The following is a 25604-nucleotide window of genomic DNA, read 5'->3' on the forward strand; positions in this document are numbered from 1 at the left end:
GGTTTTTTAGGCGCTATTTCGCTGCGACTAATCTCACTTTGCAAGGTGTTGCATCTGTGGTTTGGGTAGATATCAATGTGGTCTCCCCTTTCACCGTTGCCGTTGCACACTGGCTAGCCTGTTTAAGCTGCCATTTACCTTTTACCGTTAAGGTAGAATTTTGCGTCTGAGACGCGCTCTCACGCCATTGACGGGAATAAATACTAACTTCGGCTTGTTTACCCGCTTTAACCTGATCCGCTTCAATCCCTTTATAGAAAGCGAGATCTGGATTCACAATAGATAAATCAAGTGATTGATCTTGCTGTTGTGCCATCACCATAACAGGCTGATCTGCTCCAAGTACAATCCCACCTACATCATTATGCTCTGCTTCAAAATAAGCATAGGCTTCTTGTCCACTATGCTTATCTTTAACTGCGTGCAGTTTATTCGTTTGCGATAATTTTTGATAAGCTGGCATTTGATCATTTTTAGCCGCAACAAGAATGGCATATTCATATTGCCCATTTTTCGGGGCGACACCGTGATCAATAACCGCTGTGGCAAATTTCCCTTTCGTTGGTTTGTCATCACGATCATCAACAGATTCTTGCTCTTGATAAGTAAACACAACATTTTGTCCTTCTGGCACATAATAGCGATTACCGGCAGGATCCGCAAAGGTAACAGCTTGTTTAATATCTTGTTTTGTGCCTAATGTCGAAACAGCATTTCCATTGACTAAAACAGGTTGAAGTTCTGCCACACTATGCTGGAATAAGGTGGTTTCTGTTCTATGTTGTTTATCATCATTCTGAATATCTGTCCCTAATGCAATAATTTGGTTATCAAATAGGAAATAAGATTTTCGTGCAAATAGCGAGTCTTGCTGATATTTACTGTGTCCACGCAGTTTCATTGCATACATACTGTTATTATGCAAATCTGTTCCACCTGCATAGGTTTCTGTGGAAAGTAGCATTTCCTCAAGCCCCGCCGCAGGAAGTTGTAACAACTGTGCTTTTAGCTCTGGATAAGACAGATGAATGGTTGTTGTGCCGGGGAAACGGTTCCAATCCCAACCATCATAACGATAACCACGATCATCAAAATGTTGGGGGATAATTTCTAATGCACCATAGGACATATAACGTCCATAGCGATTGTTTTTCTCGTAAGATTCATTTCCTACTAAATAACGGCTAAATCCTCGTGCAATAGCAAGCCAAGACAAGCTTGGATCATCTTGATGACGGCGTTGTATTACCATTGACGCATAATTCATCGTCCAAGCCCCTACGGGTTCTGCAATGGCTGGAACTTGTTCAAAGGTTGGCTTATGCGATAATGCCGCATAAATTCCTGCAAAAGTGCGGTTAATTTTTTCCCCATTTTTCTCATTACCTGCTAAGGCAAACCATTTAAATGGTGCTGCAGCAACAGAAAATTTTCCCGTTGGGTGGCGCCCACTAATAACAATTGGGATATGCCCATCTTTACTATAAACCCACATTTTATATAACACATCATTTAGACGTTCTCGGGCTGCTTGATTAAGTGCATAAGGTGAATCACTCATAGCATAAACCACAGGGGCTAGCCCACCAAAGGCGTCTTTTCCGTATGCGGTGTAATGTTGTGAATGGTGGAAAATTGAGCCATCCGGCTTAAATCCCCCGGCAACCCCTTTTGATTGTAAAATGGTGGTACTCAACCAATGGGAAAATTGTTTTAACAAGCCTGTTCGTTGCTGTTCATTTGGTAACAGTAAAATACTTTTTATAATCCATTGGAGTTGCGTATTTAAAATATCCACATTTGCTTCAACAATACGTTCATCAGGCTCAAAAATACGCCCTGTTCCACTAAACCACGCCATTGCGCCTTGTGCTTGTTCAAGCAATCCTTGCTTTTCAAGTAAATCATGCATTAAGAACCACGCATCAAAAAGTTCTCGGTTTTGATAGCCCATATGGGTAACAATTTGGATACTGCTACCACGCACAAAACCTTGATCAAATAAATAACGGGTGGCAAGCAAGAATTTGGCTTCCAGCTGTTGGCGTTGTTCCTCTGTCAGTTTGCCTGTACGCAAGGCTTTTGCACTTTCTAGCATCACTTTACCTAGCTCACGCATTGACACAGAACGAAGTAAGAAATCTTGATCTTGCTTGCTAAACACTTGATCATTTTTCATAAACTTCTGTCGCGCTGGGAAATCAAGCATTGGACCTTGAATGACGCCATCTTTTTCACTGATATTAAAAGATTGATATTTTTGTAAAATTTGTGAAAAATCCACCACACTTGGTTTATCCGTAAACACATTTAACACTTGCTCAAAACGTTGGTAAATGCTTTCGCTTTGCGGATCGGAATGCAGACTTCTATTAAAATCAAAGTGCGGGTAATTTTTGCTTAACATTTGATCATACAACAGCAAACCATTCCAGTTTTTATTCACTGCCGTACTTGCAGTAGGATTAACAAAAGAGGCTTGATAATCAGGAATTGGGTAACGATTATCCACAGGAACATTGAATAAAAGTTGATCCAAATATAGTGTTCCAGCTTGATTAGGTGCTTGAATAACTAATTTATCTAAACTTGCAACTTTTTCTCCTTGCATATCGCGAAATGGTACTGCAATACCACGCCAGCCTGTAAAATCTAAATTAATATCAAAAGATTTTTTCACCTTGCCTTGTTGTTCAAAACTAAAGTGAAGAGGCTGTTTAATGGCTTTTTCATTATAAAGCCATAGCATAAACGTTTGCGGTAAAATATCATCATTTTGTGAAAAATCTAAATTTTGTGAAAACACTAAGCGCCCTTTTGGCTCAAACTGCCAATGCAACGCCTGCTTCCCATCTTTGTAATGCAACGCACTCGGTGCAACTTGCCCATTTGTAACGGTTAAATAAGCTGGAGGCTGTGCATTTTCAAAAAAATCCCACGCATAATTCGCCGCATTCACACTGCCCGTGATGACACAAGCAGTTAATAGGCTTAGCTTTGGAAATAAGCTCGCTTTCATAGGCTCTCCCTTAGAATAAGAAACGGAAACCCGTGTAGTATTGATTTACATATTTATTATGCACATTCACGTTACTGATATTACGATCACGTCCAAATTCAATAAAGGTGATTAAGTCTTTGATTGGACGATAATCAAGCCCTAAGGTGTAACCGTGGTTCACATTTTCACCCCGTTTTTCATAACGGAATTGGCTATAACCAGCAAATTTTGGTGTGATGAAATATTTTGCTGCAAGGAAATGTCTTTTTTCTTTTACTGCATTATGATCAAGGTAGTTCGCACGTTGTAGATCTTTTAATTCACCATAGTTATAAGCAACTTCTAAATTACGGTATTTCACTTCCGCCGCCACACGCCACGCAGAACGATTTACATTTTTTTCAATCCAAGATTGATTTATTCCTGCGCTATCTGGTGCAGAGAATTGATAACTATCATAATTATCGCGAGTGTAACCCGCTCTAAAGCGTAATCGCCAGTCGTCATTCAATTTATTGGTATAATATAATGCAAGCCCGTAGCCATTTTTTAAATGCTTCGGTGAGTTATCCACTCCTTTTTCAGCCGAACCAAATAAATAATCCGAACCAAATTGGAACCCAGCTAATTCTACAGAACGGAAATGCAAGCCTTTATTGGCTTCTGCGGTAAGTGGATTACGTCCGCTTCCGCCTAACTGCCAATCACCTAACATAATGGCATCGCCATTGGTTGGTAAACGACCTAAATATAAACGTCCTACAGCTTTATGTTCTATACCAAGATAAAGTTGTGCAGTACGCGGATCACCAAAACCTGAATGATTGCTACCACTGGCATCTTTTCCATTAAAAACAATTCTGGTTTTACCGATTAATCGTATCTCTTCTGTCATATCTTGTGCAAAGATAAACTCCACACGCGAGCCACGATCACGCAAATCTGAACGTTGCCCTTCGGTATGCGCAAGCATTGGTCTAAATTGCCCATTAAGCTGTACGCTAGTGCCATCTTTTTTATAAATTTCTACCGCACTTGCTGTACTTGTTGCGGCAATAAGTGAAAGTGCAAGAAGGGAAAGTGATTTTTTCATATAACAATTATCCTTATTATTTATTGTGAAAAGACACCTCAAATCAAAAACGATTAATCTGAGCCATTACGATGTTCAAGCTGGTTAGATACGACACAAAAATAACTAAAACTGAGCATTCAACCTTATCATAGGCAAATATTTCACAGGGGAAAAGCACCGCACTTTAAAAACAAGATCAAGATCACAAAAATATTAAAACGGAGTTTTGATATTTGTTTTTATGATGCCGATCATAAGGATTATTAATTTGATTATTCATAATAAAGGAAAAATCATAAGGATAGACTATGACCTTTTCTTTGATCATTATTCTTCTTTTATGCGGTATATTAACTAACCTGATGTCAGCGATTTTTGGTATTGGTGGCGGGGTGTTGATGGTACCCATTTTACATACGCTTTTCCCTTATATGCCAATCCAAATGATTTCTGCCACTTCACTGACTATCGTAATGGGATCAGCGTTAATTAATCTGTTTTACTTTTATAAGCTAAATATTGAGATTGATAAGAAAAAATTGCTCCTTTGGTCACTAAGTATGATCATTGGTGTACAACTTGGCTTTCATCTCAGCTTTAATGTTTCAGATAACCTGATAATAGGGGTCTTTGTCATTACGCTGATTGTATTGGCATTAAAAACCTTTTTGCATCCGAACAATAAGAAAAAGCAACAAGCACAGAAAAAAGATCGCTTACGTGGTAGCCTATTCTGCTTTCTAGGTGGGGGAATTGCTGGGATTACAGGGATCGGTGGTGGCTCAATTATGTCGCCACTAATTAGCCAGTTGCCCAGTGTTAGCATTAAAAGTGTGGCGGTTTATACCAATTATATGATGGTGATTGGTGGCATTGGCAATCTTTACGGCTATTTAACCAAGACCCCAGAAGTGATTATCCCCCATTCCTTACAGATTGGCTATGTGAGTTTCTCCATTGTACTCATTGTCGTGCTAAGTGCTTTTTTTATGAGTTTCATCAGTATGAAACTTCGTGGCATTATCAAAGAGGAAACCGCACGTAAATTGCTTAGTATGATCTTACTTTTTATTGCTTGCTATATGCTACTATTGCGAGTAATACAAGGATAAATTATATAGGATATGAAAATGCTTAAAGCGATGAATTTTAAAAATTGTCAATATAATCATTTGGTTGCTGTTGACAAAGGCACTCAGCTTTATCGTCAAGGGGAAACCGCCCACTCGTTTTATTGTGTAAAAAATGGGCTTATTGGCTTATATCATACCCTTGAAAATGGTAAAGAAAGTTTAGTGAGAATTTATAAAGCAGGGGATTATTTTGGATTTCGTACCCTATTTGGTGATAAGAAATACCATTGCACGGCGAAAGTATTAATGGAAGCAGAAATTATCAAAATCACGCCACAACATATTGATTCCTTCTTTTTAGAAAACCCAGAAACCATTCGCTTTTTATTCCAAATTCTTTCAAATGAACTGCGTGATGCAGAAGATCGCCTTGCTAAAAGTGCGTATTTAAAAAGTTTAGATCGTGTAATTGACAGCATTTATTTCTTAACAGAAAACTTTCCTGATTACCATTGGACACACCGAGAAATCGCTGAGTATGCAGGCTGTGAAACCGAAACTGCTATTCGCATTACCCGTGATTTAAGAAAGAAAAATTTATTATCGTAATTTCATTTTCCTCAACGGTTTAGCCTGTACTTAGCGCATTGGATTATCTTGTTAAACTGACATCGCAATAAAAATGGCAGCGTCTATGCTGCCATTGTGTCAATAAATCGTTACATTAATTTTGTTCTTGTTGCAGACGATTTTCTTCTGTTTCTGGTTCAAGATCGAGTTTTGCCATTAGAAGCTGATCGCCATCTTCTTCAGGATTTTCTGTTACTAATAGCTTATCCCCATAGAAAATCGAATTTGCCCCAGCCATAAAACACATTGCTTGCATTTCTTCTGACATTCCTTGACGTCCCGCAGATAAACGGACATAACTTTTTGGCATCACAATTCGTGCAACGGCAATGGTACGCACAAACTCCGTCCAATCTAATTCCGCCGCCTCAGCCAATGGCGTGCCTTCCACTTTCACTAATTGGTTGATTGGCACGGATTCTGGTTGTGGATCGAGATTAGCTAAGCTGGCAATAAATGCGGCACGTTCTTTCCGTGTTTCATCCATACCAACAATTCCCCCACAACATACCTTTAAGCCGGCTTTACGCACTTTCCCAAGGGTATTAATACGATCATCAAATTGGCGTGTGCCAATAATTTTTTCATAATGCTCTGGTGCGGTATCAATATTATGATTGTAGTAATCTAATCCTGCTTTTTTCAAATCTTCCGCCATACCATCTTGCAATAAGCCAAACGTCCCGCAGGTTTCTAGCCCCAGATCTTTTACTGCTTTAATAATCGTGGTGATTTTTTCAATATCTTTTGGTTTTGGCCCACGCCAAGCCGCCCCCATACAAAAACGACTTGCACCACGGGATTTTGCCACTTTCGCTTTCTCTACAATCTCATCAACATTAATTAATTGTTGATTTTGCACCCCTGTTTGATAGCGTGCCGATTGTGGACAATAACCACAATCCTCAGGGCAACCCCCTGTTTTAATCGACATTAAGGTAGAAAGTTGAATCGCCCGTGGATTAAAATTCTCACGATGAACCTGAGCGGCACGATACACCAACTCTAAAAAAGGGGTTTCAAATAACGCTTCCACTTTACACACTGACCAATATTCTAAGGTTGGGTGCGGTGTTAAAGAAGGAATTTGAATGTTTGTGATTGTCATAAATTATCCTTATTACAAAAAGTGCGGTCTATTTTAGACCTAAATTTTTAATTCAGGTAATGATTTATCACTAATCCTACCATTTTCAACACATAAAAGGCGATCAATTTTTCCGACTAATTCATTAGGTTGATGAGTAACAATGAGCAACGTCAATGTTTTCTGCTGAGATAAATTCTCTAATAAATTCAACATTTCTTGACGCAAATGAGGATCAAGTGCTGAAAATGGTTCATCAAGCAATAAAATCGGTTTATCACGAAGCAGACAACGAGCTAAAGCAACACGCTGTTTCTGCCCGCCAGAAAGGGCATTAGGTAAGCGAGATAAAAAATCGCCTAATCCAACCGCACTTGCCGCCTTTTCCACTTGTGCTTTTTCTTCCGCACTCAGCGTTAAACTGGGCTTTAAACCTAAGGCGATATTTTCACCCACCGTTAAATGCGTAAACAAATTATTCTCTTGAAAGAGCATCGAAACAGGACGCTGATGAGGCGCGCTAAAGGTGTGATTTTGCCCATTAAGCCAAATTTCCCCCTTGTCGGCGAGTTCAAATCCAGCAATTAAATTGAGTAACGTGCTTTTCCCCGCGCCACTCGCCCCCACTATGGCAACACGTTGTCCCGCCGAAATATGCAGTTGGAAGTGCATCGCTTGATTGGGGTAATGAAAATAAGTATCCAGTTTAATCATTATCTTGCCTAAATCATTAACGTAATAAGAACCAATATCGAACAAAAACAAAGTGCGGTGCAATTTTTTGCTATTTTCGCTTTGCTCTTGCTTTTCGCTATGCCACATTTTGCGTTTTTTCAATCATCATAAATAACAGACCACATAACCCTAATAAAATTAAGGCGGTTACGCTCGCTTCTTGCATACGATATGAGCCTAATTGCTGATAAAGCAAATAAGGCAAAGAGATGAAATCTTGATTACCAAATAAAGCAATCGCTGTGAAATCGCCCAGCGATAAGGCACAAGCCAATGCGCTAGCATACCGCATCGCTGAACGCAAAGTTTGCCATTCTACCACTCGCCAGCGTTGCCAGCCTTGTACGCCAAGAGATTGGCAAAGTCGCTCATATTGCATTGTTTGATACATTGGGGCAGAAAGCGTGCGAATCACAAAAGGCATTGCCAAAATGCCATTACAAAACGCTACAATAAGGAGAAGATGCCCCGGCTGAAAATCAAGATCTTGCAAACGAATAAACAGCCCTAATGCCACCACTAAAGTTGGGATCGCAAGCACGATCATTCCCATATTACTAATGACATTGGCACAATAACGGTGGCTTTGCCAAGCTAAGCGTCGCACGAGCAAGAGTAATGCCATTGACAATACAATAGCAAATAGCGCAGAACATAGTGCAATACTTAAGGAATAACCCAAAGCACGCCACAACTGGGGATTTTGTGCCACTTTTTGCCACGCATCCCAATCTAATCCTGCCACCACCATATAAAGCAAGGGTAAAAAAAGAAAAATCAGCACACTGCCCACACAAAAAACTTGCCAAATTTGTACCGCACTTGTCTGCTTTTCTCGCCAGAACTGGCGTAAATCGAGCTGGCTAGGATCTTTGCGATGAAAGAAGCTACTCATCATAAGCAATAGGACACAAAAACCGCATTGCAACAACGCTAACATTGCCGCTTTAGGTAAATCAAATTCAAATAAAATGGCTTGGTAAATCGCCACTTCTAAGGTGGTATACGCTGGCCCACCACCAAGTGTGAGTACAATGGCAAAGCTAGTAAAGCAAAGCATAAAAATTAACGCAAAGGCAGGCAAAAATTGTTGGCGTAAATAAGGTAATTCGATCAAACGAATAAATTGCCAACCGCGAATATTAAGCTGTGAACTAAGCTGACGTTGCTGATTAGGAATACTTGATAGTGCTTGCAAAAATAGGCGGCTTGCTAAAGGAATATTAAAAAATAAATGTGCGATTAAAATGCCACTTAAGCCATAAATATTGGGTTTCCAGTCAATCTCAAGGGCGGAAAATAACCTTGCCAACCAACCTGAATGTCCGTAAATCCCTAATAGTCCTAGTACAGCCACCAAAGCAGGTAACACAAAAGTGAGGGAAAATAACTTCAAAATAAGCGATTTACCACGGAAATCTTGGTAAAAAAACGCACGGGCAAATAATAATCCGATACTCACCGATAAGAATGCCGAAAGAAATGCCTGCCCAAAACTAAAGGCGATAACGTGGCGAATGTAGTCATCTTGCCAAAGCGCTGTCCATTGCTGATGATTGCCAAGATTTAACACCGCACTTAAGGTAAAGCCATAAAATGTCGCCAATAGCAATATCACGCCCATTCCCCCAAGCATTGAAGAAAGGGGGAATTTTTGCAAATAACGGCGTATTATTGTGTTAAGCTGGCTTGCCAAGTGTTCGTCCATTGTTTTAATTGTTCTGTATTGACGCCACTTCCCAACGTGGTTTTGCTTTGCTGTGCTTGTTTCAACGCATCAAAGTGCGGTTCAATTTTTTCATCAATAACGGCAAACATAATATTTTTTTGTGAAATTTGGCGTTGCGCTTCTGGAGTAATCAAAAATTGCATAAAGGCATCAGCACAAGCGTTAGGGTGATTTGCCATTCGCGCTGCGGTTTCAATTTGTAGCACTTGCCCTTCAGAAAAATCTGTCGCGGCATAATTGGCATCCTTGTCATTTAACAGATGATAAAGTGGTGAAGTGTTATAACTAAACACCAAATCTGATTCGCCTTTTAAAAATGCGCCGTAAGTTTCTGACCAACCTTTCCCTACGGTAACGGTATGGCGAGCCAATTTCTTCCACGCTGCCTCTACATCATCGCCATAAACTTCATTCATTAAGATCACTAATCCACGCCCTACGCCACTGGTACGCGGATCTTGATAAATGATGCGAAGTTGTTGATTATCAACCAATTCTTTTAGGCTTTTCGGTGGGTTTGGTAATTTTTCTTTATGATACACGAAGGCATAAGCACCAAAATCATAAGGTAAGAACACCTTATCTTCCCACTTCTCAGGTAAAGAAAGTTGCGCCATTGGCACCTGATGTTCTGCAAATAATGAGGTCTTTTTCGCTTCTTCAAGCATTGTTTGATCTAAGCCTAGCACAATATCGGCTTTGCTCTTTTTCCCTTCAAGGCGAATCCGATTAAACATTACCCCTGTGCTATCAAAAGGCACATAATTCACCTGACATTGGGGGTGAGTTTGCTCAAACAGCGCTTTCACTTTTGGACCGGCGCCCCAATCAGCACTAAAACTATCATAAGTATAAACTTGCACCTCTTGCGCGGAGCTTGGTGTCGCCATCAGACTAGTGCTAAAAAGTGCGGTAAGAAAAGTAAGAGAAAAAGATTTTTTGAATTGCATAGTGTTTCCTTCCAATAAAAAACGACCAGCAATATTGACGCGAACAGCAAAAAAATTAGTTTCCTACGTCAGTATTAACTGTATCAGGTTCACGGGTATGATCTCAGCTATCAAGCACCCCGACTAATTTGAGCCTCTAGCTCGCGTTCAGTGTAGTAATTTTCCTTTACCAATGCAATCTATGTATTTAAAAATTCTTAAAATTTCTTTATAGTTAGCAATCAGTTAATGATTGATAAGGATAACCTATGGCATTTTCTGTTCCTCACCTTGACGATACGTTGAAAACACTGGCAGATTGTTTAATTCAGCATTACCCTGAACAGTATAATGAAGGGCTTTACACGCAACTTGCACAGCAGAAAAATGATCCGACTAGCCTAATAGGTAAACTGGCACAAGGCATTGCAATGTCTGATTTTGTGGCAGAAACGTTAAAAAAACAACCGCACTTTTTACACCAATGTTGGCAACAATTCCCCCATTTAGAAAATACAGCCTATTACCAACAAGCCTTGCATTCCTTACTTCAAGAAGTTACTGATGACACCCAACTTTATCGCCAATTACGTCTTTTTCGTCATCGCGAAATGGCTAAGTTAAGTTTATGTCAAAGTTTAAACTTAGCGACGGTCGAAGAAATTTTCATTGCCCTTTCACAATTGGCAGAAACCATTATTATTGCCGCTCGGGATTGGCTTTATCAGCGTGCCTGTGCTGAAATGGGCATACCAATGGATAGCCACGGCAAACCGCAACAACTTTATATTTTAGGAATGGGGAAACTAGGCGGTTTTGAGCTAAACTTTTCCTCAGATATTGATCTCATTTTTACCTACCCTGCTAACGGCGAAACGCAAGGCGCAAGACGTTCTATTGAAAATAGTGTCTTTTTCACTCGCTTAGGACAACGTTTGATTAATGCTTTAGATCAATATACCCCTGATGGTTTTGTGTATCGCACAGATATGCGTCTACGCCCCTTTGGTGAAGCGGGGGCATTAGCCCTAAGTTTTACCGCAATGGAACAATATTACCAAGAACAAGGACGAGATTGGGAACGTTATGCAATGATCAAAGGGCGTATTTTAGGCGCTGATCCGCAAGATCCCAATATCAAAAACTTACAAAATTTACTCCGCCCTTTTGTTTACCGCCGTTATATTGATTTTAGCGTTATCCAATCTTTACGCGAAATGAAACATAAAATTGAACGGGAAGTGCGACGCCGTGGGTTATCGGATAATATCAAACTGGGCGCGGGAGGCATTCGTGAAATTGAATTTATTGTACAGGTTTTCCAACTTATTCGTGGTGGACGTGAAATTAAATTGCAACAACACGGATTGCTTCACATATTACCTGAATTGGAACAACTCGCTTTACTTAGCTCTCAAGAAGTCACTGATTTAAAAAATGCTTACCTTTTTTTACGCCGTGTAGAAAATGTGTTGCAAGCCATTGACGACAAACAAACTCAGCTTTTGCCAGAAAAAGAGCTGGATCGCCAGCGCCTGATTGTTGCTCTGCAACGTTATACCCAATGGAATACGCAAAAACAGCCTGTCCTCGTGGAAAATAGCATAACAAGCTGGGTGGATTTTGATACCTTATTACAATCGCACCAAAATAAAGTGCGGTCGGTTTTTTCGCAATTAATTGGTGCAGAAAATGATCCCTCGCCACAAGAAAATAGCCAATGGAACGATTTTTTAGAAACGGATCTCAATGAAGAAGACCTTCAGCTCATTCTGCAACAAAATGGCATAACATTGGCAGAAAATGCACCGCTCTTACAACGCCTTACTCAGTTTCGCAACGAACTGGCTCGCCGTCCGATTGGAGCCAGAGGGCGTGGCGTATTAAGGCAGTTAATGCCAATGCTACTTGCCCAAGTGTTTCAACATCAAGCCTATGAAAGCTTGCTCCCCCGAATGTTGGATATTGTGGATAAAATTCTCACTCGCACCGCCTATTTGGAATTATTAGTGGAAAATCCGCAAGTACTCAATCAGCTCATTGAGCTATGTTCACACTCACAGCTTATTGCTCAACAAGTGGCGCGACACCCCATTTTGCTTGATGAATTATTAGATCGCAACGCATTATTAAACCCGACCGATTTCAGCGAATATGCCAGCGAATTAAAGCAATATCTGCTCCGTTTACCGCAAGATGACGAAGAACAGTTTATTGATGCCCTGCGTCAATTTAAGCAAAGCACCTTGTTACGTGTGGCAGCCGCAGATATTCTCGGCGCATTGCCCGTAATGAAAGTAAGCGATCATTTGACCTATTTGGCAGAAGCCATTATTGCTGCCGTTGTAGATCTTGCTTGGCAACAAGTTACTGCGCGCTTTGGCATTCCTGAATATCTTCCGCCTAATAAGAAAGGTTTCTTAGTCATTGGTTATGGCAAATTAGGTGGCATTGAACTGGGCTACAAATCTGATTTGGATTTGGTCTTTCTGTTTGACGGTAGCAAAACAGGTCAAACGCAAGGTGGCAGAAAAGTGATCGATAGCAATCAGTTTTATCTCAAACTGACACAAAAAATCATCAGTATTTTTAGTATGAATACGAGTGCGGGAGTGCTTTATGATATCGATATTCGCCTACGCCCGTCTGGTGATGCGGGTTTACTTGGCTGCTCGTTAAGTGCCTTTGAGAATTATCAGCTTAATGACGCTTGGACGTGGGAAAAACAAGCCTTAGTAAGAAGCCGTGCCGTTTATGGCGATGTTGCCTTACGCCAACGCTTTGAACAAATTCGCCGCAAGGTACTTTCTGCGCCACGGGATCTTGTCAAACTTAAGGAAGACGTAAAAGCAATGCGTGAGAAAATGTATCAACATCTTGCCCATACCAATCCTGATGAATTTAATATTAAAACCGATCAAGGCGGCATTACGGATATTGAGTTTATCGCCCAATATTTGGTATTGACTTACGCGCCGCAATACCCTAATTTAACCATTTGGTCAGATAATGTGCGGATTTTTGAGTCAATGGCAGAACTCCAAAATAGCGAAAACAAAAGTGCGGTGCTAAATGTTGATATTTCTGAACATTTGAAAAATGCCTACACTCGCCTACGCAACCGTATTCATCATTTAAACTTACTTGGCTTGCCTGCGGTGGTAAAGCAAGCAGAATATCAATCTGAACGGCAGTTTATTCGCCAAATTTGGCAAATGTTATTTGATTAGCCACAGAGTTTATTGGCTAACTGAGCCATTTTCACAATCACCCTTGTTGCGTCCCACATTCCTTCGAGGGTCGTCAGTTCTTGCTTGCTATGAAAATTGTATCCGCCCGTAAATAACATTGGGCAAGGAATTTGCTTTTCCGCCAATTTTGCACCAAGATAGCCTGAACGAATCGGCGTGAGAATAGGTTCAATACCACATTGCTTCATAGCTAAATCAGCAAGTTGGAGCGATTTTGGCTGTTGTTTAATGATCTCAGCCATATTGCTATATTGATCTTCAATACTTAGCTGTGCTTTCTTTCTTAAACGTTTTTTGCGATTAAAATCCACAATCATCATCGCCAAAAATGCCTTACGTTGCTCAAAACTCACCCTATCAAAATCACAAATTAAATAGCGCATTTCCACTTTTTCAATGTCGCCCGCTAGACTTTCTAAATGAAAAAAACCTTGCTTGCGTTCTGTTTTTTCTGGCACTTCTTGGGCGGGCAAGCCTTTTTGAAATTCACACGCTAATGTCAATGCATTACGCATTTTATCTTTGCCTACGCCAGCTTGAATATTGCGTCCATAAAGCGTTACGGTGGCGGTAGCAACATTCACATTTTCATAGCCCAAACTGCCAACCCCTTCCCCTGCAAGACAATATGCCCAGTCGCAAGTAAATTTATCAAAAGGAAAATGTTTCATTCCTTGCCCTGTTTCTTTGTCTGGTACAAAGGCGAGGCGAATATTGCAATGAGAAAGATGATTTTGTTGCAAAATATAAAGTGCGGTCAGAATTTCTGCAATTCCTGCTTTATTATCTGCCCCTAACAAGGTTTTTCCATCACCCACCACCAAGGTTTTGTTAATCAGTTTTTGCAAAAACGGATGATATACAGGGCTAATAAATTCCTCACCAACGCCAAGAGAAATATCACCTCCGCGATAATTTTCAATCACTTCAGGTAAGGTATGTTTGCTACTACATTGCGGTGACGTATCAAGATGACTAATAAACCCAATTGTTGGCATTTTGGGGCTAATATTGGAAGGCAAAAATGCGGTAAGAATACCTTGTTTACTTAATTCAATTTGTTGCAAGCCCAGTGCGAAAAGCTCTTGTTGCAGAAATTTGGCTAACTTTGCTTGCCCTATGGAGCTGGGAATGGGTTTGGCATTAAACTTTGCTTGTGTATCAAAACTCACATAGTTTAAAAAACGTTCCAGTAATCCTTCTTGATATTGCGTGCTGTTTTCCATAATCATTTTATCGCCTTACAAAAATTGTTGCATTTTATTCTAACGAGGCTGTTGGCTTGAGGTATTGATATATAACAAAATTCAACCTAATTTTTTTAGGCAAAATGTGATTAATTGCTTTTCATTGTAAGGCGTTCGCTATATCATTAGCACTTATTTTTATCTATTGATTGTTCAACCAACTTGTTAGGGAGAAAACCAAAGCTAGTGGAAAATTCAGTTCAAACCAAACCGATTATTGAGCTTCGTTCTTTAACTAAGTCTTATGGCGACAAAACGATTATTGATGGTTTAAATCTTACCATTAACAATGGCGAATTTTTAACGATTTTAGGGCCTTCAGGCTGTGGTAAAACCACTGTTTTACGTTTAATTGCAGGATTAGAAGATCCTAACGGCGGTAAGATTATTCTTGACGGTCAGGATATTACTGACGTGCCGGCAGAACGTCGCTTTGTGAATACCGTATTCCAAAGTTATGCTCTTTTCCCACATATGACGATTTTTGAGAATGTGGCTTTTGGTTTACGTATGCAAAAAGTGCCAAACGCAGAAATTAAGCCACGTGTAATGGAAGCCTTGCGTATGGTTCGTTTAGAAGAAATGGCTGAACGTAAACCCACTCAGCTTTCTGGCGGTCAGCAACAGCGTATTGCCATTGCAAGAGCGGTAGTCAATAAGCCAAAAGTGTTATTACTAGACGAATCTCTTTCTGCATTGGATTATAAATTGCGTAAAGAAATGCAAAATGAACTGAAAGCATTGCAACGTCAATTAGGGATTACCTTTATTTTCGTTACTCACGATCAAGAAGAAGCCTTGACGATGTCTGATCGTATTATCGTAATGAACAAAGGGAATATTGAACAAGACGGTACGCCTCGTGAAATTTACGAAGAGCCGAAGAATTTATTTGTTGCACGCTTTATTGGTGAGATCAACGTTTTTGATGCCAAAGTGATTGAGCGTGTAAGCGAAAAAACCGTAAAAGCCAATGTTGAAGGACGTATTTGCGAAATCTATACGGATTTACCGGTTCAACCAGATCAACACTTGAAAGTGCTGTTACGCCCTGAAGATATTGTGATTGAAGAATTAGATGAAAATGAGCAATCTAAAGCGATTATCGGACACGTTTCTGATCGTAACTATAAAGGAATGACGTTGGAATCCAGCATTATTCTTGATCATAATGATATGAAAGTGTTAGTGAGTGAATTCTTCAATGAAGATGATCCGCATATTGATCACTCAGTAGGACAAAAGGTCGCCCTCACTTGGCACGAAGGTTGGGAGGTTGTGTTAGACGATGAAGACAGCTAATACGGGATTTCAAAAAATTACCATTACAACCATCTTTGCTTGGTTAATTTTGTTTGTATTAGCGCCTAACCTATTGGTGCTAACAGTCAGTTTCTTAACCCGTGATGGCAGTGATTTTTATACATTGCCATTTACATTTGAGAATTACACACGCCTATTTGAACCGCTTTATGCCCAAGTGGTGTGGAATTCACTTTATATGTCGGGTATTGCCACCATTATTTGTTTAATTATTGGTTACCCTTTTGCCTTTATGATTAGCAAAATTAAGGAAAAATATCGTCCAATTTTGCTTTTTTTAGTGGTTTTACCATTTTGGACAAACTCACTCATTCGTATTTATGGAATGAAAATTTTCCTTGGCGTAAAAGGGGTATTAAATAGTACATTACTGACCTTAGGCATAATTAACGAACCAATTCGTATTCTAAATACCGAAGTGGCGGTAATTATTGGTTTAGTCTATTTATTATTACCATTTATGATTTTGCCATTGTATGCCGCTATTGAAAAATTAGATCACCGTTTATTAGAAGCGGCTAAAGACTTAGGAGCAAACAGTTTCCAACGCTTTGTCAAAGTGATTATTCCACTCACGATGCCGGGCATTATCGCAGGTTGCTTATTAGTGTTATTACCTGCTATGGGAATGTTCTATGTGGCTGATTTACTTGGCGGTGCGAAAGTATTGCTGGTGGGTAACGTGATTAAGAGCGAGTTCTTAATTTCACGTAACTGGCCATTTGGTTCAGCAATTAGTATTGGCTTAACCATTTTAATGGCGTTACTCATTTTTGTTTATTACAAAGCAAGTAAATTAATGAATAAGAAAATGGAGTTGGAATAATGAGTCGTTTACTGCGTAATATTTTTATGTTGGTGGTGTACGCTTATTTGTATATCCCAATTATCATTTTGGTCACCAATTCTTTTAATGCTGATCGTTATGGATTGAGTTGGAAAGGGTTTAGCTGGAATTGGTATGAGCGTTTATTTAATAACGATACGCTGATCCAAGCCGCATTGCACTCTGTTACCATTGCCTTTTTTGCGGCAACCCTTGCCACCATTGTGGGGGGATTAACCGCCATAGCCTTATATCGCTATCGTTTCCGCGGTAAACAAGCGGTGAGCGGAATGTTATTTATCGTTATGATGTCGCCTGATATCGTTATGGCCGTATCCTTACTTGCCCTATTTATGATTGTCGGCATTTCATTAGGTTTTTGGTCATTATTACTGGCACATATTACCTTCTGCTTACCTTATGTGGTGGTTACCGTCTTTTCTCGCTTAAAAGGATTTGATGCCAAAATGCTTGAAGCGGCAAAAGATTTAGGTGCGAGTGAAATTACCATTCTGCGAAAAATTATTCTGCCTTTAGCGTTGCCTGCCATTGTCTCAGGCTGGTTACTCAGCTTTACCATTTCACTTGACGATGTTGTGGTTTCCTCTTTCGTAAGTGGTGTCAGCTACGAAATTTTACCGCTGAAAATTTTCTCATTGGTAAAAACAGGGGTAACACCTGAAGTGAATGCACTGGCAACCATAATGATTATTTTCTCGCTAACTTTAGTCATATTAAGTCAGCTTGTGGCGAAAAAAGATAAATAGCCCAAAAGGGAAAATAATACTTCACAAATAAGTATAGACAAAATAGAATACGCCTTGACGTCCTCAAGGCGTTTTTTATTCGTATTTTGTTTAACAAAATATATCTCTAACCCTCTTAACAGGAGAATGATAGAAATGAAAAAATTTGCAGGTCTTTTCACAGCCGGAATGATCGCAGTGACTTTAACAGCTTGTAATGATAAAGAAACAAAGAATGCGGAAACCAAAGCACCCGCTAACGATACCGTATATCTTTATACTTGGACAGAATATGTGCCAGATGGTCTATTAGATGAATTTACTAAAGAAACTGGAATCAAAGTCATTGTTTCAAGTCTAGAATCTAATGAAACAATGTACGCTAAATTAAAAACACAAGGTGAATCCGGTGGTTACGATGTGATTGCCCCATCAAACTACTTTGTGTCAAAAATGGCGCGTGAAGGTATGTTAATGCCATTAGATCACAGCAAATTACCTGTTATTAAAGAGCTAAACCCAGACTGGTTAGATAAACCTTATGATAAAGGTAACAAATATTCTTTACCACAATTATTAGGCGCGCCGGGTATTGCCTATAACACCAATGATTACAAAGGAGCTGATTTCACTTCTTGGGGTGATTTATGGAAACCTGAATTTGCGGGAAAAGTACAATTACTTGATGATGCACGCGAAGTCTTTAACATTGCGTTATTAAAATTAGGTCAAGATCCAAATACCCAAGATCCTGCTATTATCAAACAGGCTTATGAAGAGTTACTCAAATTACGTCCAAACGTACTTTCTTTCAACTCTGACAACCCAGCTAACTCATTCATCTCTGGTGAAGTAACAGTTGGTCAATTATGGAACGGTTCTGTGCGTATTGCGAAAAAAGAACAAGCACCTTTAGATATGGTATTCCCGAAAGAAGGGCCTGTTCTTTGGGTTGATACCCTTGCCATTCCAGCAACCTCTAAAAACCCTGATGGCGCACACAAACTAATTAACTATATGTTAGGTGCTAAAACTGCGGCAAAATTAACGGAAGAAATTGGTTATCCAACATCAAATGTTGAAGCATTAAAATTACTTCCTGATGAAATTACTAAAGACCCAGCAATCTACCCAACCGCTGAAGTATTACAAAACAGCTACTGGCAAGATGATGTTGGTGATGCGGTTCAGTACTATGAAGAATATTACCAAAAATTAAAAGCCGCGAAATAATTTCTCGCGACAAATAAACCTCGCTAAATGCGAGGTTTATTTTTGTCTTCTAGCAAAAAATTTATCAAAATCTTACCGCACTTAATGTACTCAAAATATCGCGAATACAATAATCCTTATGTTGCAAACGTATTCTTAAAAAGTGAGTTTTATAATGAGAAGCGGAGTAAACGGAAAAAAGCATAAAGCACGATAAACCGTGCTTTATGCAAATATGCTATCTAAAAAGAATAACCGACAGAAACATTAACTCGATGATAATGATCTTTAGCCATATCTCCAGATAAAGAAAAACGCCAATTATGATATTGATAGCCCATCCCAATGCCAAATTGTGGTTTCCAATCAGGATAGAGACGATAAGACTGCTCAATATCCACTGTGGTTGTAGCATAGCTTACGCGACCACGATTTTTATTATGTAAGGTTTTTTGTAAAGCTAAGCGACCGAATAAAGTAAGGTTTTTCAGTTTGTATTCTAGCTCTGAAATGATACCAATATTTGTCTGCTCTGTGACTAAGCGATTAATTTTCACATCATCATTTAACATTAAATGTGTTAATTGTTTATGTGTGTAATCAATATTGGCGATATTATGCCATATCCATTGGGCATTAATAGGTTGTGACCAATGAATGCCAAGGGTTGAAGCATAAGATTGAGTATTGCCTTGTGAATGGGTGTTCTGTGTATTAAATTGTTGTTGATATTTTAATTTTCCTACACCGTAGTTAAAACTTGTTAAGAGCGTCCAGTTTGGTATCAATTCATATCCATAACCTAGACGGAATGCAACATCACGTTCATTAAACGATTTTTCAACCTCTTTGTAATGCTCTTCATATTTCTGCCGCTGCTCACTAATGCTGAAACTGAATCGGTGTTTGCCTTCCACAAGAAGACCATTAATTGCCACACTATTAAAGTGATCAGTCGTATTAATATGGCTAACCTCAGGCGAGGCAGAACGATTTTCACCACTAATCCAAAGTGCGGTATGATTTTTTTGTGAAAATGATGCAATCCAATTTAAACGCTGAAAGGCCTCGTGGTTAACCCAGCTTTGCTGCTGATGTATTAATGATTGAATCCCTTGACTGAATAAATATTCAGTAAAATGTGTTCTATCTATATTGAATAAACGGTTTGCCCATTGTTTTTGCTGTGTATTTAATTGCTGTGAAGCATAGCCTTGATCGAGTTTTTCTAAAACGCGATCGAGTAATCTTGCATCTTCCATTGCCCCTAAATAAGCTCTCTGCGCTTTATTCTTTTTATTTATCGAGGATGCTTCCTCTGAATGACCATTTGATTCGGATTCAGTTGCATTGTCGGTTTCAACAGTAGAAGCTGTTTCAGTCGTTGCTGGAACAGTTGTTTCTTCGGTTGTCGATGTTTCCTCTGAATGTCCGTTGGATTCAGATTCAGCTGGATTGTCTGTTTCAACAGTAGAAGCTGTTTCAGTGGTTGCAGGAACGGTTGTTTCTTCGGTTGTCGATGTTTCCTCTGAATGTTCAGTTGATGCCGACTCAGTTGGATTGTCTGTTTCAACAGTAGAAGCTGTTTCAGTGGTTGCTGGAACAGTTGTTTCTTCGGTTGTTGATGTTTCCTCTGAATGTTCAGTTGATTCAGATTCAGTTGCATTGTCCGTTTCAACAGTAGAAGCCGTTTCAGTGGTTGCTGGAACAGTTGTTTCTTCGGTTGTCGATGTTTCCTCTGAATGTTCAGTTGATTCGGATTCAGTTGTATTATCTGTTTCAACAGTAGAAGCTGTTTCAGTGGTTGGTGGAACGGTTGTTTCCTCGGTTGTCGATGTTTCCTCTGAATGTTCAGTTGATACCGACTCAGTTGGATTGTCTGTTTCAACAGTAAAAGCTGTTTCAGTGGTTGCTGGAACAGTTGTTTCTTCGGTTGTCGATGTTTCCTCTGAATGTCCGTTGGATTCAGATTCAGCTGGATTGTCTGTTTCAACAGTAGAAGCCGTTTCAGTCGTTGCTGGAATGCTTGTTTTCTCGGTTGTAGAGGTTTCCTCTGAATGTCCGTTGGATTCAGATTCAGCTGGATTGTCTGTTTCAACAGTAGAAGCCGTTTCAGTGGTTACTGGAACAGTTGTTTCTTCGGTTGTCGATGTTTCCTCTGAATGTTCAGTTGATGCAGATTCAGTTGGATTGCTTGTTTCAACAGTAGAAGCCGTTTCAGTGGTTGCTGGAACAGTTGTTTCTTCGGTTGTCGATGTTTCCTCTGAATGTCCGTTGGATTCAGATTCAGTTGCATTGTCCGTTTGAACAGTAGAAGCTGTTTCAGTGGTTGCTGGAACAGTTGTTTCTTCGGTTGTAGAGGTTTCCTCTGAATGTCCGTTGGATTCAGATTCAGTTGTATTATCTGTTTCAACAGTAGAAGCCGTTTCAGTGGTTGCTGGAACGGTTGTTTCTTCGGTTGTTGATGTTTCCTCTGAATGTTCAGTTGATGCAGATTCAGTTGTATTGTCAGTTTCAACAGTAGAAGCCGTTTCAGTGGTTGGTGGAACGGTTATTTCTTCAGTTGTCGATGTTTCCTCTGAATGACCATTTGATTCGGATTCAGTTGGATTGCCTGTTTCAACGGTAGAAGCTGTTTCTTCCGTTGGAGGCGTGACTTTATCGTTAACTACAGGTGTTTCTGGTGAATGCCCATTTGAGGTATCTTGATCTTCTAAGGCTTGCTGAACGCTTTTACGCTGTAATCCTACATAAATCTCTTTTTTATTCTCATCGAAAACAATTGTGTTTGCCACATCAATTAAAGCAGGATTTAAATTAAGTCGAATACCATTATTAACTAACCCATTGGCGCGCAATAATACTTCGCGTCGGCCGTTTTGTGGCACATAGTATGGAGCAATTTGATCGACATTCATTATGCCTCCAAGGTTTGCTATACCGCTCACATTAATGGTTGAACCAATTGCTTTATTAATTACGCCAGTCGCGTTATTAATTAAATTACCATTGATATTCCAATCTGTTTGATTAAGTGATTCTATTATTCCAAAATTGTTTACACTACCAGATGTTATCGGTTGAGCTTTTTGATCTTTTGATGAAAGCTTAACTAATGTTCCAGATGCGAGTGTTCCTCCTTGTTTTACGATAAAATTGGCTTGATTCGAGCCGTTTAGAGTTAGTTTACCCTGTTCAATGATCCCATCACCCTTAAAGCTATTATTACCATTGAAAACGAGTTCTTTTTCACCTAATTTCGTAAAACCGCCATCACCCTCAATATCATTATTAAAATAATAACGTTCTGCAATACCATTGACAGTAAGTCGGTTATCATTTTGGGAATCAAAGCGCCCATATCCCATTAATGCTTGAGATTTATTAATTACGCCAACACCCCAAGTTTCATCAATACCTGGGGTACCTTTATCAATAGCTGTTGTAAACAGTGTGTTGCGTATATCTTTAGCTTCAAACCAATCATATTTTTGTTTTACTGCAAGGGCTACTCCACTGGCATATGCCGTAGCACTAGAAGTACCACCGGGACGACTAATTTCACGATATCCTTTATCAGGATTAAAATAACTAATTTGCGTATCCACATTAGATGTTATACAGAAGTTTTTAGCTTTTCCACAAGGACGAAATACTTTTTGTCCATTGCTCTTCACACCTGTTACCGCAATAATTGTATCTTTAAGTGAGGTCAGCAAATCTCCAGTATTATTATCAATAAGCGCGATGATTGTACGCCCTGGTTGAGTACCGGCTTCACTGTGATATTCACTGCTTTCGTTACCTGTTGCGAAAAGCTGTAAAGAACCTTGTTCTTTTATATTTTGTACTTGATTGACGTACTCTTGATAATTTTGTATTTCTATAAAATCTTTCCAAATATTTCCAATAACGGGAGCAGCCTTTTGAGTTTGTTGTTGTAAACGTTGGTTTGCAGCATAACTAGCAGATAAGATTGAACGCCAAGAACTATTAGGAGCCCGTACTCCCTGAGTGATATATAATTGACCCGTTCCTGCGGTATTAAGCAAAATACGTCCCATTTTTGAACCATGGAAGCTATGATCATTCACATCTGGCTTAAAGTAATGTTGTACTTCAAAACTCGGGGTTTGATTTGGTTTAGCCGCAACGCTTTCAGGATAAAGTTCCCCTTCTTTGAAGGTACGAGGATCCACTCCTGTATCAACTAACATTGCGATAGCTGGTTTATGAGAGGATGAGGTTGTTGGATAACGATCTGTATCTGTCCAATTCGGAAAATAGTTTTTTTCTGCTTCAGGTAAATCTGCTAAATTTATTACCGCACTTTCTGAATGAGCGGAAACTGTTGTATCCGTTTTTTCTTTATTTGTTATAACTGTATCCGTCGGCGGAGATGGTGGTGTGATCGTATGGGTTAAATCATCAAGTGCCTCGCTAATATTTTTACGTTGTAATCCAACATAGATTTGTTTTTTATTTTGATCAAAGGCAATGGTATCCGCGATATTAACTAATGCAGAATCTAAGTGTAAACGAATGCCATTATCGACCAATTCATTTGCTCGCAACAGCACTTCTCTCCGCCCCGATTGTGGAACATAGCCCTGAGTAATTTGGCTGACTCGCATTACGCCATTTAAAATTGCCTGCCCACTCACATTGATGCTTGAGCCTATTGCAGTATTGATCTCGCCTGTTTCCGTATTGGTAAAATCCCCCTCAATATATAATGGTGAAGGATTGATAACTTCAAGACGCCCGCTGTTATAAAGGCTTCCCGTAGAGATTTTATTTAGGCTTGTTCCCGTTGCGAGTGTTGCACCTTGTTTAATTTCAAATTGCGCAGTATTTGTTCCGTTAATGGTGAGTTTTCCTTGTTCTATTACCCCTTTTCCCTGAAAACGATTATTACCATTAAGAACAAGTTCTTTATTACCGCGTTTTGTGAAGCCACCATCGCCCTCAATATCATTGTCAAAATAATAGCGTTCTGCGATACCATTTACATCAAGCACATTATTATTTTGGGCATCAAAACGTCCATAGCCATTTAACGCCTTTTGTTTATTGATTTCACCCACACCATAAACGACATCTATACCGGTCTCACCTTTATCATTTGCCGTGGTAAAGAGAGTGTTACGAATATCTTTTGCTTTAAACCAATCGTATTTTTGTGCAATAGCAAGCGCAACACCACTCGCATAAGCGGTTGCACTAGAAGTGCCATTAGGAATATCCGCATAAATCCATTGCTTTAGAATCGGATCAAAATAGTTGATTGGTGTATCTGCATTTGCCGCCAAACAAAAATTTTTCGCTTTTCCACAAGGCTGATATTTTTGCTTACCATTCGTAATCGCTGTAATGGCAATGGCACTATCTTTTAAACGTTCATCAAGTTGCTCAGAATTCGGTGCAAGCATTCTTGAGACAGAGGAATAAGGTTCATTAGGAATCGCAGGATCAAGTGGTTCATTGCCATTTGCAAAAAGTAATAAAGAGCCTTGGTTTGCAATATGAGCAATTTTTTCAATATATTCAGATTGTGCATATTGTGAGATACCTTCTACCCAAATATTAGCTACAACAGGAGCCGCTCGCCCTGTTTGTGCAATGCTTCTTTCATTCGCCACCCCCATTGCTAATAATCGGTTTCGCCAATGGGGAACTGGCTCACCTCTTTTTCTTACTAAGCCTTGTACTGGATAAATTGAACCACCGCCAGCAGTGTTTAATAATACACGCGCCATTTTTGTTCCGTGCATTTCTGGACCATCGTCTATCATATCTGGGATAAGTTGAGTACTAATGTGATGACTAACACCATCATAGAAAGAGAAACCGTGAGCAACAATGCTTTCTGGGTAAATTTCGTCTTTTTCAAAGGTATGAAGATCCACTCCCGTATCCACTAACATTGCACGTAAAGTCGTCAGTTTATCCTGATTTATATGATTATGATCTGTATCTTGCCATTGATGTGGTTGAGCCTGTGCTTCGGGTAAATGTGCTAATTTAGCCACGGCGTCTTGGCGGTTTTCTGCATCATTTTGGTTTCCTTGTGCTAAGTAAGGAAAAAGTGCGAGCGTAATCGCCATCGCCAATGGTGAAAGCGAGAAAAGACGAGGTGAGTTCATTATATGGATATCCTTTAATTATTTTTTGATGTAAAAAGAAGATTGATACGTCTTAGAATGAAAGTTTACTCCAAATTGCTCTAATAGTGTATCTCTTTATGTCAGAATTTTAATCGTAATAGAAATAAAGCTAGCTAATTGCATATTCAGTACAAGATAGTATAAGCCTTGCCGTTACACTTGAGAAGCCAGATTACAGCGAATTTACTCACAACTTCGTGCGCTTACTTACTTTTAAGCGTACAACCAAAATAACTTTCATCTGCGTTAATCTCATCATCAAATATTTCTAGCTGTAAACTATTTTAGGTCATCCCAAAATATTTTTATCACGCAATAATTCACCCAAGTTACAATAAATGCGCAAAATAACGAGCATTTACTTTTTCAATACATATGAAAATAATTACATTACTAAAAATAACAAAACAAAATAAACAAAAACCCGAATTATACAAAAACCCTTTCAAAATCAATATATTGCAAAAAAAAAAAAAAAAAAAAAAAAAAAAAAAAAAAAAAAAAAAATAACATTCACTCCACTTGAAATTGTTATTTATGCGTCTATACTCAGTAGCAAATAGCTATTTTACA

Annotated in this window: 15 protein-coding genes and 1 riboswitch; of the genes, 7 read left to right on the forward strand and 8 right to left on the reverse strand. The window is 39.3% G+C overall.

The genetic code is table 11. The annotated features are described in order from the left end of the window. Nucleotides 1-13: 13 nt before the first annotated feature. Nucleotides 14-3019, reverse strand: coding sequence for a chondroitinase family polysaccharide lyase (locus L4F92_RS07900; protein ID WP_250363329.1), 3006 nt, complete (start codon nt 3017-3019; stop codon nt 14-16). A gap of 10 nt (nt 3020-3029) precedes the next feature. Then, the gene (locus tag L4F92_RS07905) at nt 3030-4094 is read right to left on the reverse strand and encodes a porin (protein ID WP_250363330.1); all 1065 of its coding nucleotides are present in this window, start codon (nt 4092-4094) and stop codon (nt 3030-3032) included. A 290-nt stretch (nt 4095-4384) separates the two neighbouring features. On the opposite strand from L4F92_RS07905, the gene L4F92_RS07910 reads away from it, so the two are divergent. Together L4F92_RS07910 and L4F92_RS07915 are read left to right on the forward strand one after the other, a co-directional pair. Next, a complete protein-coding gene (locus tag L4F92_RS07910; RefSeq protein WP_250363331.1) occupies nt 4385-5188 on the forward strand; it encodes a sulfite exporter TauE/SafE family protein in 804 nt (267 codons plus the stop codon). A gap of 12 nt (nt 5189-5200) precedes the next feature. Next, nucleotides 5201-5758, forward strand: a complete 558-nt coding sequence (locus L4F92_RS07915) for a Crp/Fnr family transcriptional regulator (protein ID WP_442778842.1) — start codon at nt 5201-5203, stop codon at nt 5756-5758. A gap of 115 nt (nt 5759-5873) precedes the next feature. Here the strand turns inward: L4F92_RS07915 and bioB are convergent, their stop codons facing one another. The 4 genes from bioB to thiB form a co-directional block, all read right to left on the reverse strand. Beyond that, a complete protein-coding gene (gene bioB, locus L4F92_RS07920) occupies nt 5874-6887 on the reverse strand; it encodes a biotin synthase BioB (protein ID WP_250349817.1) in 1014 nt (337 codons plus the stop codon). A 39-nt stretch (nt 6888-6926) separates the two neighbouring features. After that, nucleotides 6927-7580 carry a thiamine ABC transporter ATP-binding protein gene (gene thiQ, locus L4F92_RS07925; RefSeq protein WP_250364580.1) on the reverse strand — a complete coding sequence of 218 codons (654 nt, stop codon included), beginning with the start codon at nt 7578-7580 and terminating at the stop codon, nt 6927-6929. Nucleotides 7581-7677: 97 nt separating this feature from the next. Next, on the reverse strand, nt 7678-9237 hold the full coding sequence (thiP, locus tag L4F92_RS07930; protein ID WP_250364581.1) for a thiamine/thiamine pyrophosphate ABC transporter permease ThiP: 1560 nt from the start codon (nt 9235-9237) through the stop codon (nt 7678-7680). A 35-nt stretch (nt 9238-9272) separates the two neighbouring features. Then, the gene (thiB, locus tag L4F92_RS07935; RefSeq protein ID WP_250363333.1) at nt 9273-10280 is read right to left on the reverse strand and encodes a thiamine ABC transporter substrate binding subunit; all 1008 of its coding nucleotides are present in this window, start codon (nt 10278-10280) and stop codon (nt 9273-9275) included. Between the two features lie 43 nt (nt 10281-10323). Further along, nucleotides 10324-10412: riboswitch (TPP riboswitch) on the reverse strand. A 116-nt stretch (nt 10413-10528) separates the two neighbouring features. Between thiB and glnE the strand changes: the two genes are divergently transcribed. After that, nucleotides 10529-13489, forward strand: a complete 2961-nt coding sequence (gene glnE / locus L4F92_RS07940) for a bifunctional [glutamate--ammonia ligase]-adenylyl-L-tyrosine phosphorylase/[glutamate--ammonia-ligase] adenylyltransferase (protein ID WP_250363334.1) — start codon at nt 10529-10531, stop codon at nt 13487-13489. Here the strand turns inward: glnE and pepT are convergent. Beyond that, nucleotides 13486-14742 carry a peptidase T gene (gene pepT, locus L4F92_RS07945; RefSeq protein WP_442778777.1) on the reverse strand — a complete coding sequence of 419 codons (1257 nt, stop codon included), beginning with the start codon at nt 14740-14742 and terminating at the stop codon, nt 13486-13488. The two genes, glnE and pepT, sit on opposite strands and share 4 nt — an antisense overlap. A gap of 201 nt (nt 14743-14943) precedes the next feature. Here pepT and potA point away from each other — a divergent pair, with 201 nt between their 5' ends. The 4 genes from potA to L4F92_RS07965 all read left to right on the forward strand — a co-directional run bounded on the left by potA (nt 14944) and on the right by L4F92_RS07965 (nt 18885). Beyond that, nucleotides 14944-16059, forward strand: a complete 1116-nt coding sequence (gene potA, locus L4F92_RS07950; protein WP_250349814.1) for a spermidine/putrescine ABC transporter ATP-binding protein PotA — start codon at nt 14944-14946, stop codon at nt 16057-16059. Continuing rightward, nucleotides 16046-16906 carry a spermidine/putrescine ABC transporter permease PotB gene (potB, locus tag L4F92_RS07955; protein ID WP_250363335.1) on the forward strand — a complete coding sequence of 287 codons (861 nt, stop codon included), beginning with the start codon at nt 16046-16048 and terminating at the stop codon, nt 16904-16906. Before potA ends, potB begins: the two co-directional genes overlap by 14 nt. Next, nucleotides 16906-17673, forward strand: coding sequence for a spermidine/putrescine ABC transporter permease PotC (gene potC / locus L4F92_RS07960; protein ID WP_250349812.1), 768 nt, complete (start codon nt 16906-16908; stop codon nt 17671-17673). The genes potB and potC overlap by 1 nt, the downstream gene beginning before the upstream one ends. 135 nt (nt 17674-17808) lie before the next feature. Next, on the forward strand, nt 17809-18885 hold the full coding sequence (locus tag L4F92_RS07965; RefSeq protein WP_250363336.1) for an extracellular solute-binding protein: 1077 nt from the start codon (nt 17809-17811) through the stop codon (nt 18883-18885). Nucleotides 18886-19106: 221 nt separating this feature from the next. On the opposite strand, the gene L4F92_RS07970 is transcribed toward L4F92_RS07965, so the two are convergent. After that, nucleotides 19107-25010 carry a S8 family serine peptidase gene (locus tag L4F92_RS07970; RefSeq protein ID WP_250363337.1) on the reverse strand — a complete coding sequence of 1968 codons (5904 nt, stop codon included), beginning with the start codon at nt 25008-25010 and terminating at the stop codon, nt 19107-19109. Between the last annotated feature and the right edge of the window lie 594 nt (nt 25011-25604).

This window comes from Avibacterium sp. 21-595, from assembly GCF_023611905.1.
Classification (GTDB): Bacteria; Pseudomonadota; Gammaproteobacteria; order Enterobacterales; family Pasteurellaceae; genus Avibacterium.

Excerpts from the sequence above, each read along its gene's own strand:
- L4F92_RS07900 (WP_250363329.1), bottom strand. The coding sequence starts at position 3,019 with ATGAAAGCGAGCTTATTTCCAAAGCTAAGCCTATTAACTGCTTGTGTC.
- L4F92_RS07905 (WP_250363330.1), bottom strand. The coding sequence starts at position 4,094 with ATGAAAAAATCACTTTCCCTTCTTGCACTTTCACTTATTGCCGCAACA.
- L4F92_RS07910 (WP_250363331.1), top strand. The coding sequence starts at position 4,385 with ATGACCTTTTCTTTGATCATTATTCTTCTTTTATGCGGTATATTAACT.
- L4F92_RS07915 (WP_442778842.1), top strand. The coding sequence starts at position 5,201 with ATGAAAATGCTTAAAGCGATGAATTTTAAAAATTGTCAATATAATCAT.
- bioB (WP_250349817.1), bottom strand. The coding sequence starts at position 6,887 with ATGACAATCACAAACATTCAAATTCCTTCTTTAACACCGCACCCAACC.
- thiQ (WP_250364580.1), bottom strand. The coding sequence starts at position 7,580 with ATGATTAAACTGGATACTTATTTTCATTACCCCAATCAAGCGATGCAC.
- thiP (WP_250364581.1), bottom strand. The coding sequence starts at position 9,237 with ATGCTTGGGGGAATGGGCGTGATATTGCTATTGGCGACATTTTATGGC.
- thiB (WP_250363333.1), bottom strand. The coding sequence starts at position 10,280 with ATGCAATTCAAAAAATCTTTTTCTCTTACTTTTCTTACCGCACTTTTT.
- glnE (WP_250363334.1), top strand. The coding sequence starts at position 10,529 with ATGGCATTTTCTGTTCCTCACCTTGACGATACGTTGAAAACACTGGCA.
- pepT (WP_442778777.1), bottom strand. The coding sequence starts at position 14,742 with ATGATTATGGAAAACAGCACGCAATATCAAGAAGGATTACTGGAACGT.
- potB (WP_250363335.1), top strand. The coding sequence starts at position 16,046 with ATGAAGACAGCTAATACGGGATTTCAAAAAATTACCATTACAACCATC.
- potC (WP_250349812.1), top strand. The coding sequence starts at position 16,906 with ATGAGTCGTTTACTGCGTAATATTTTTATGTTGGTGGTGTACGCTTAT.
- L4F92_RS07965 (WP_250363336.1), top strand. The coding sequence starts at position 17,809 with ATGAAAAAATTTGCAGGTCTTTTCACAGCCGGAATGATCGCAGTGACT.
- L4F92_RS07970 (WP_250363337.1), bottom strand. The coding sequence starts at position 25,010 with ATGAACTCACCTCGTCTTTTCTCGCTTTCACCATTGGCGATGGCGATT.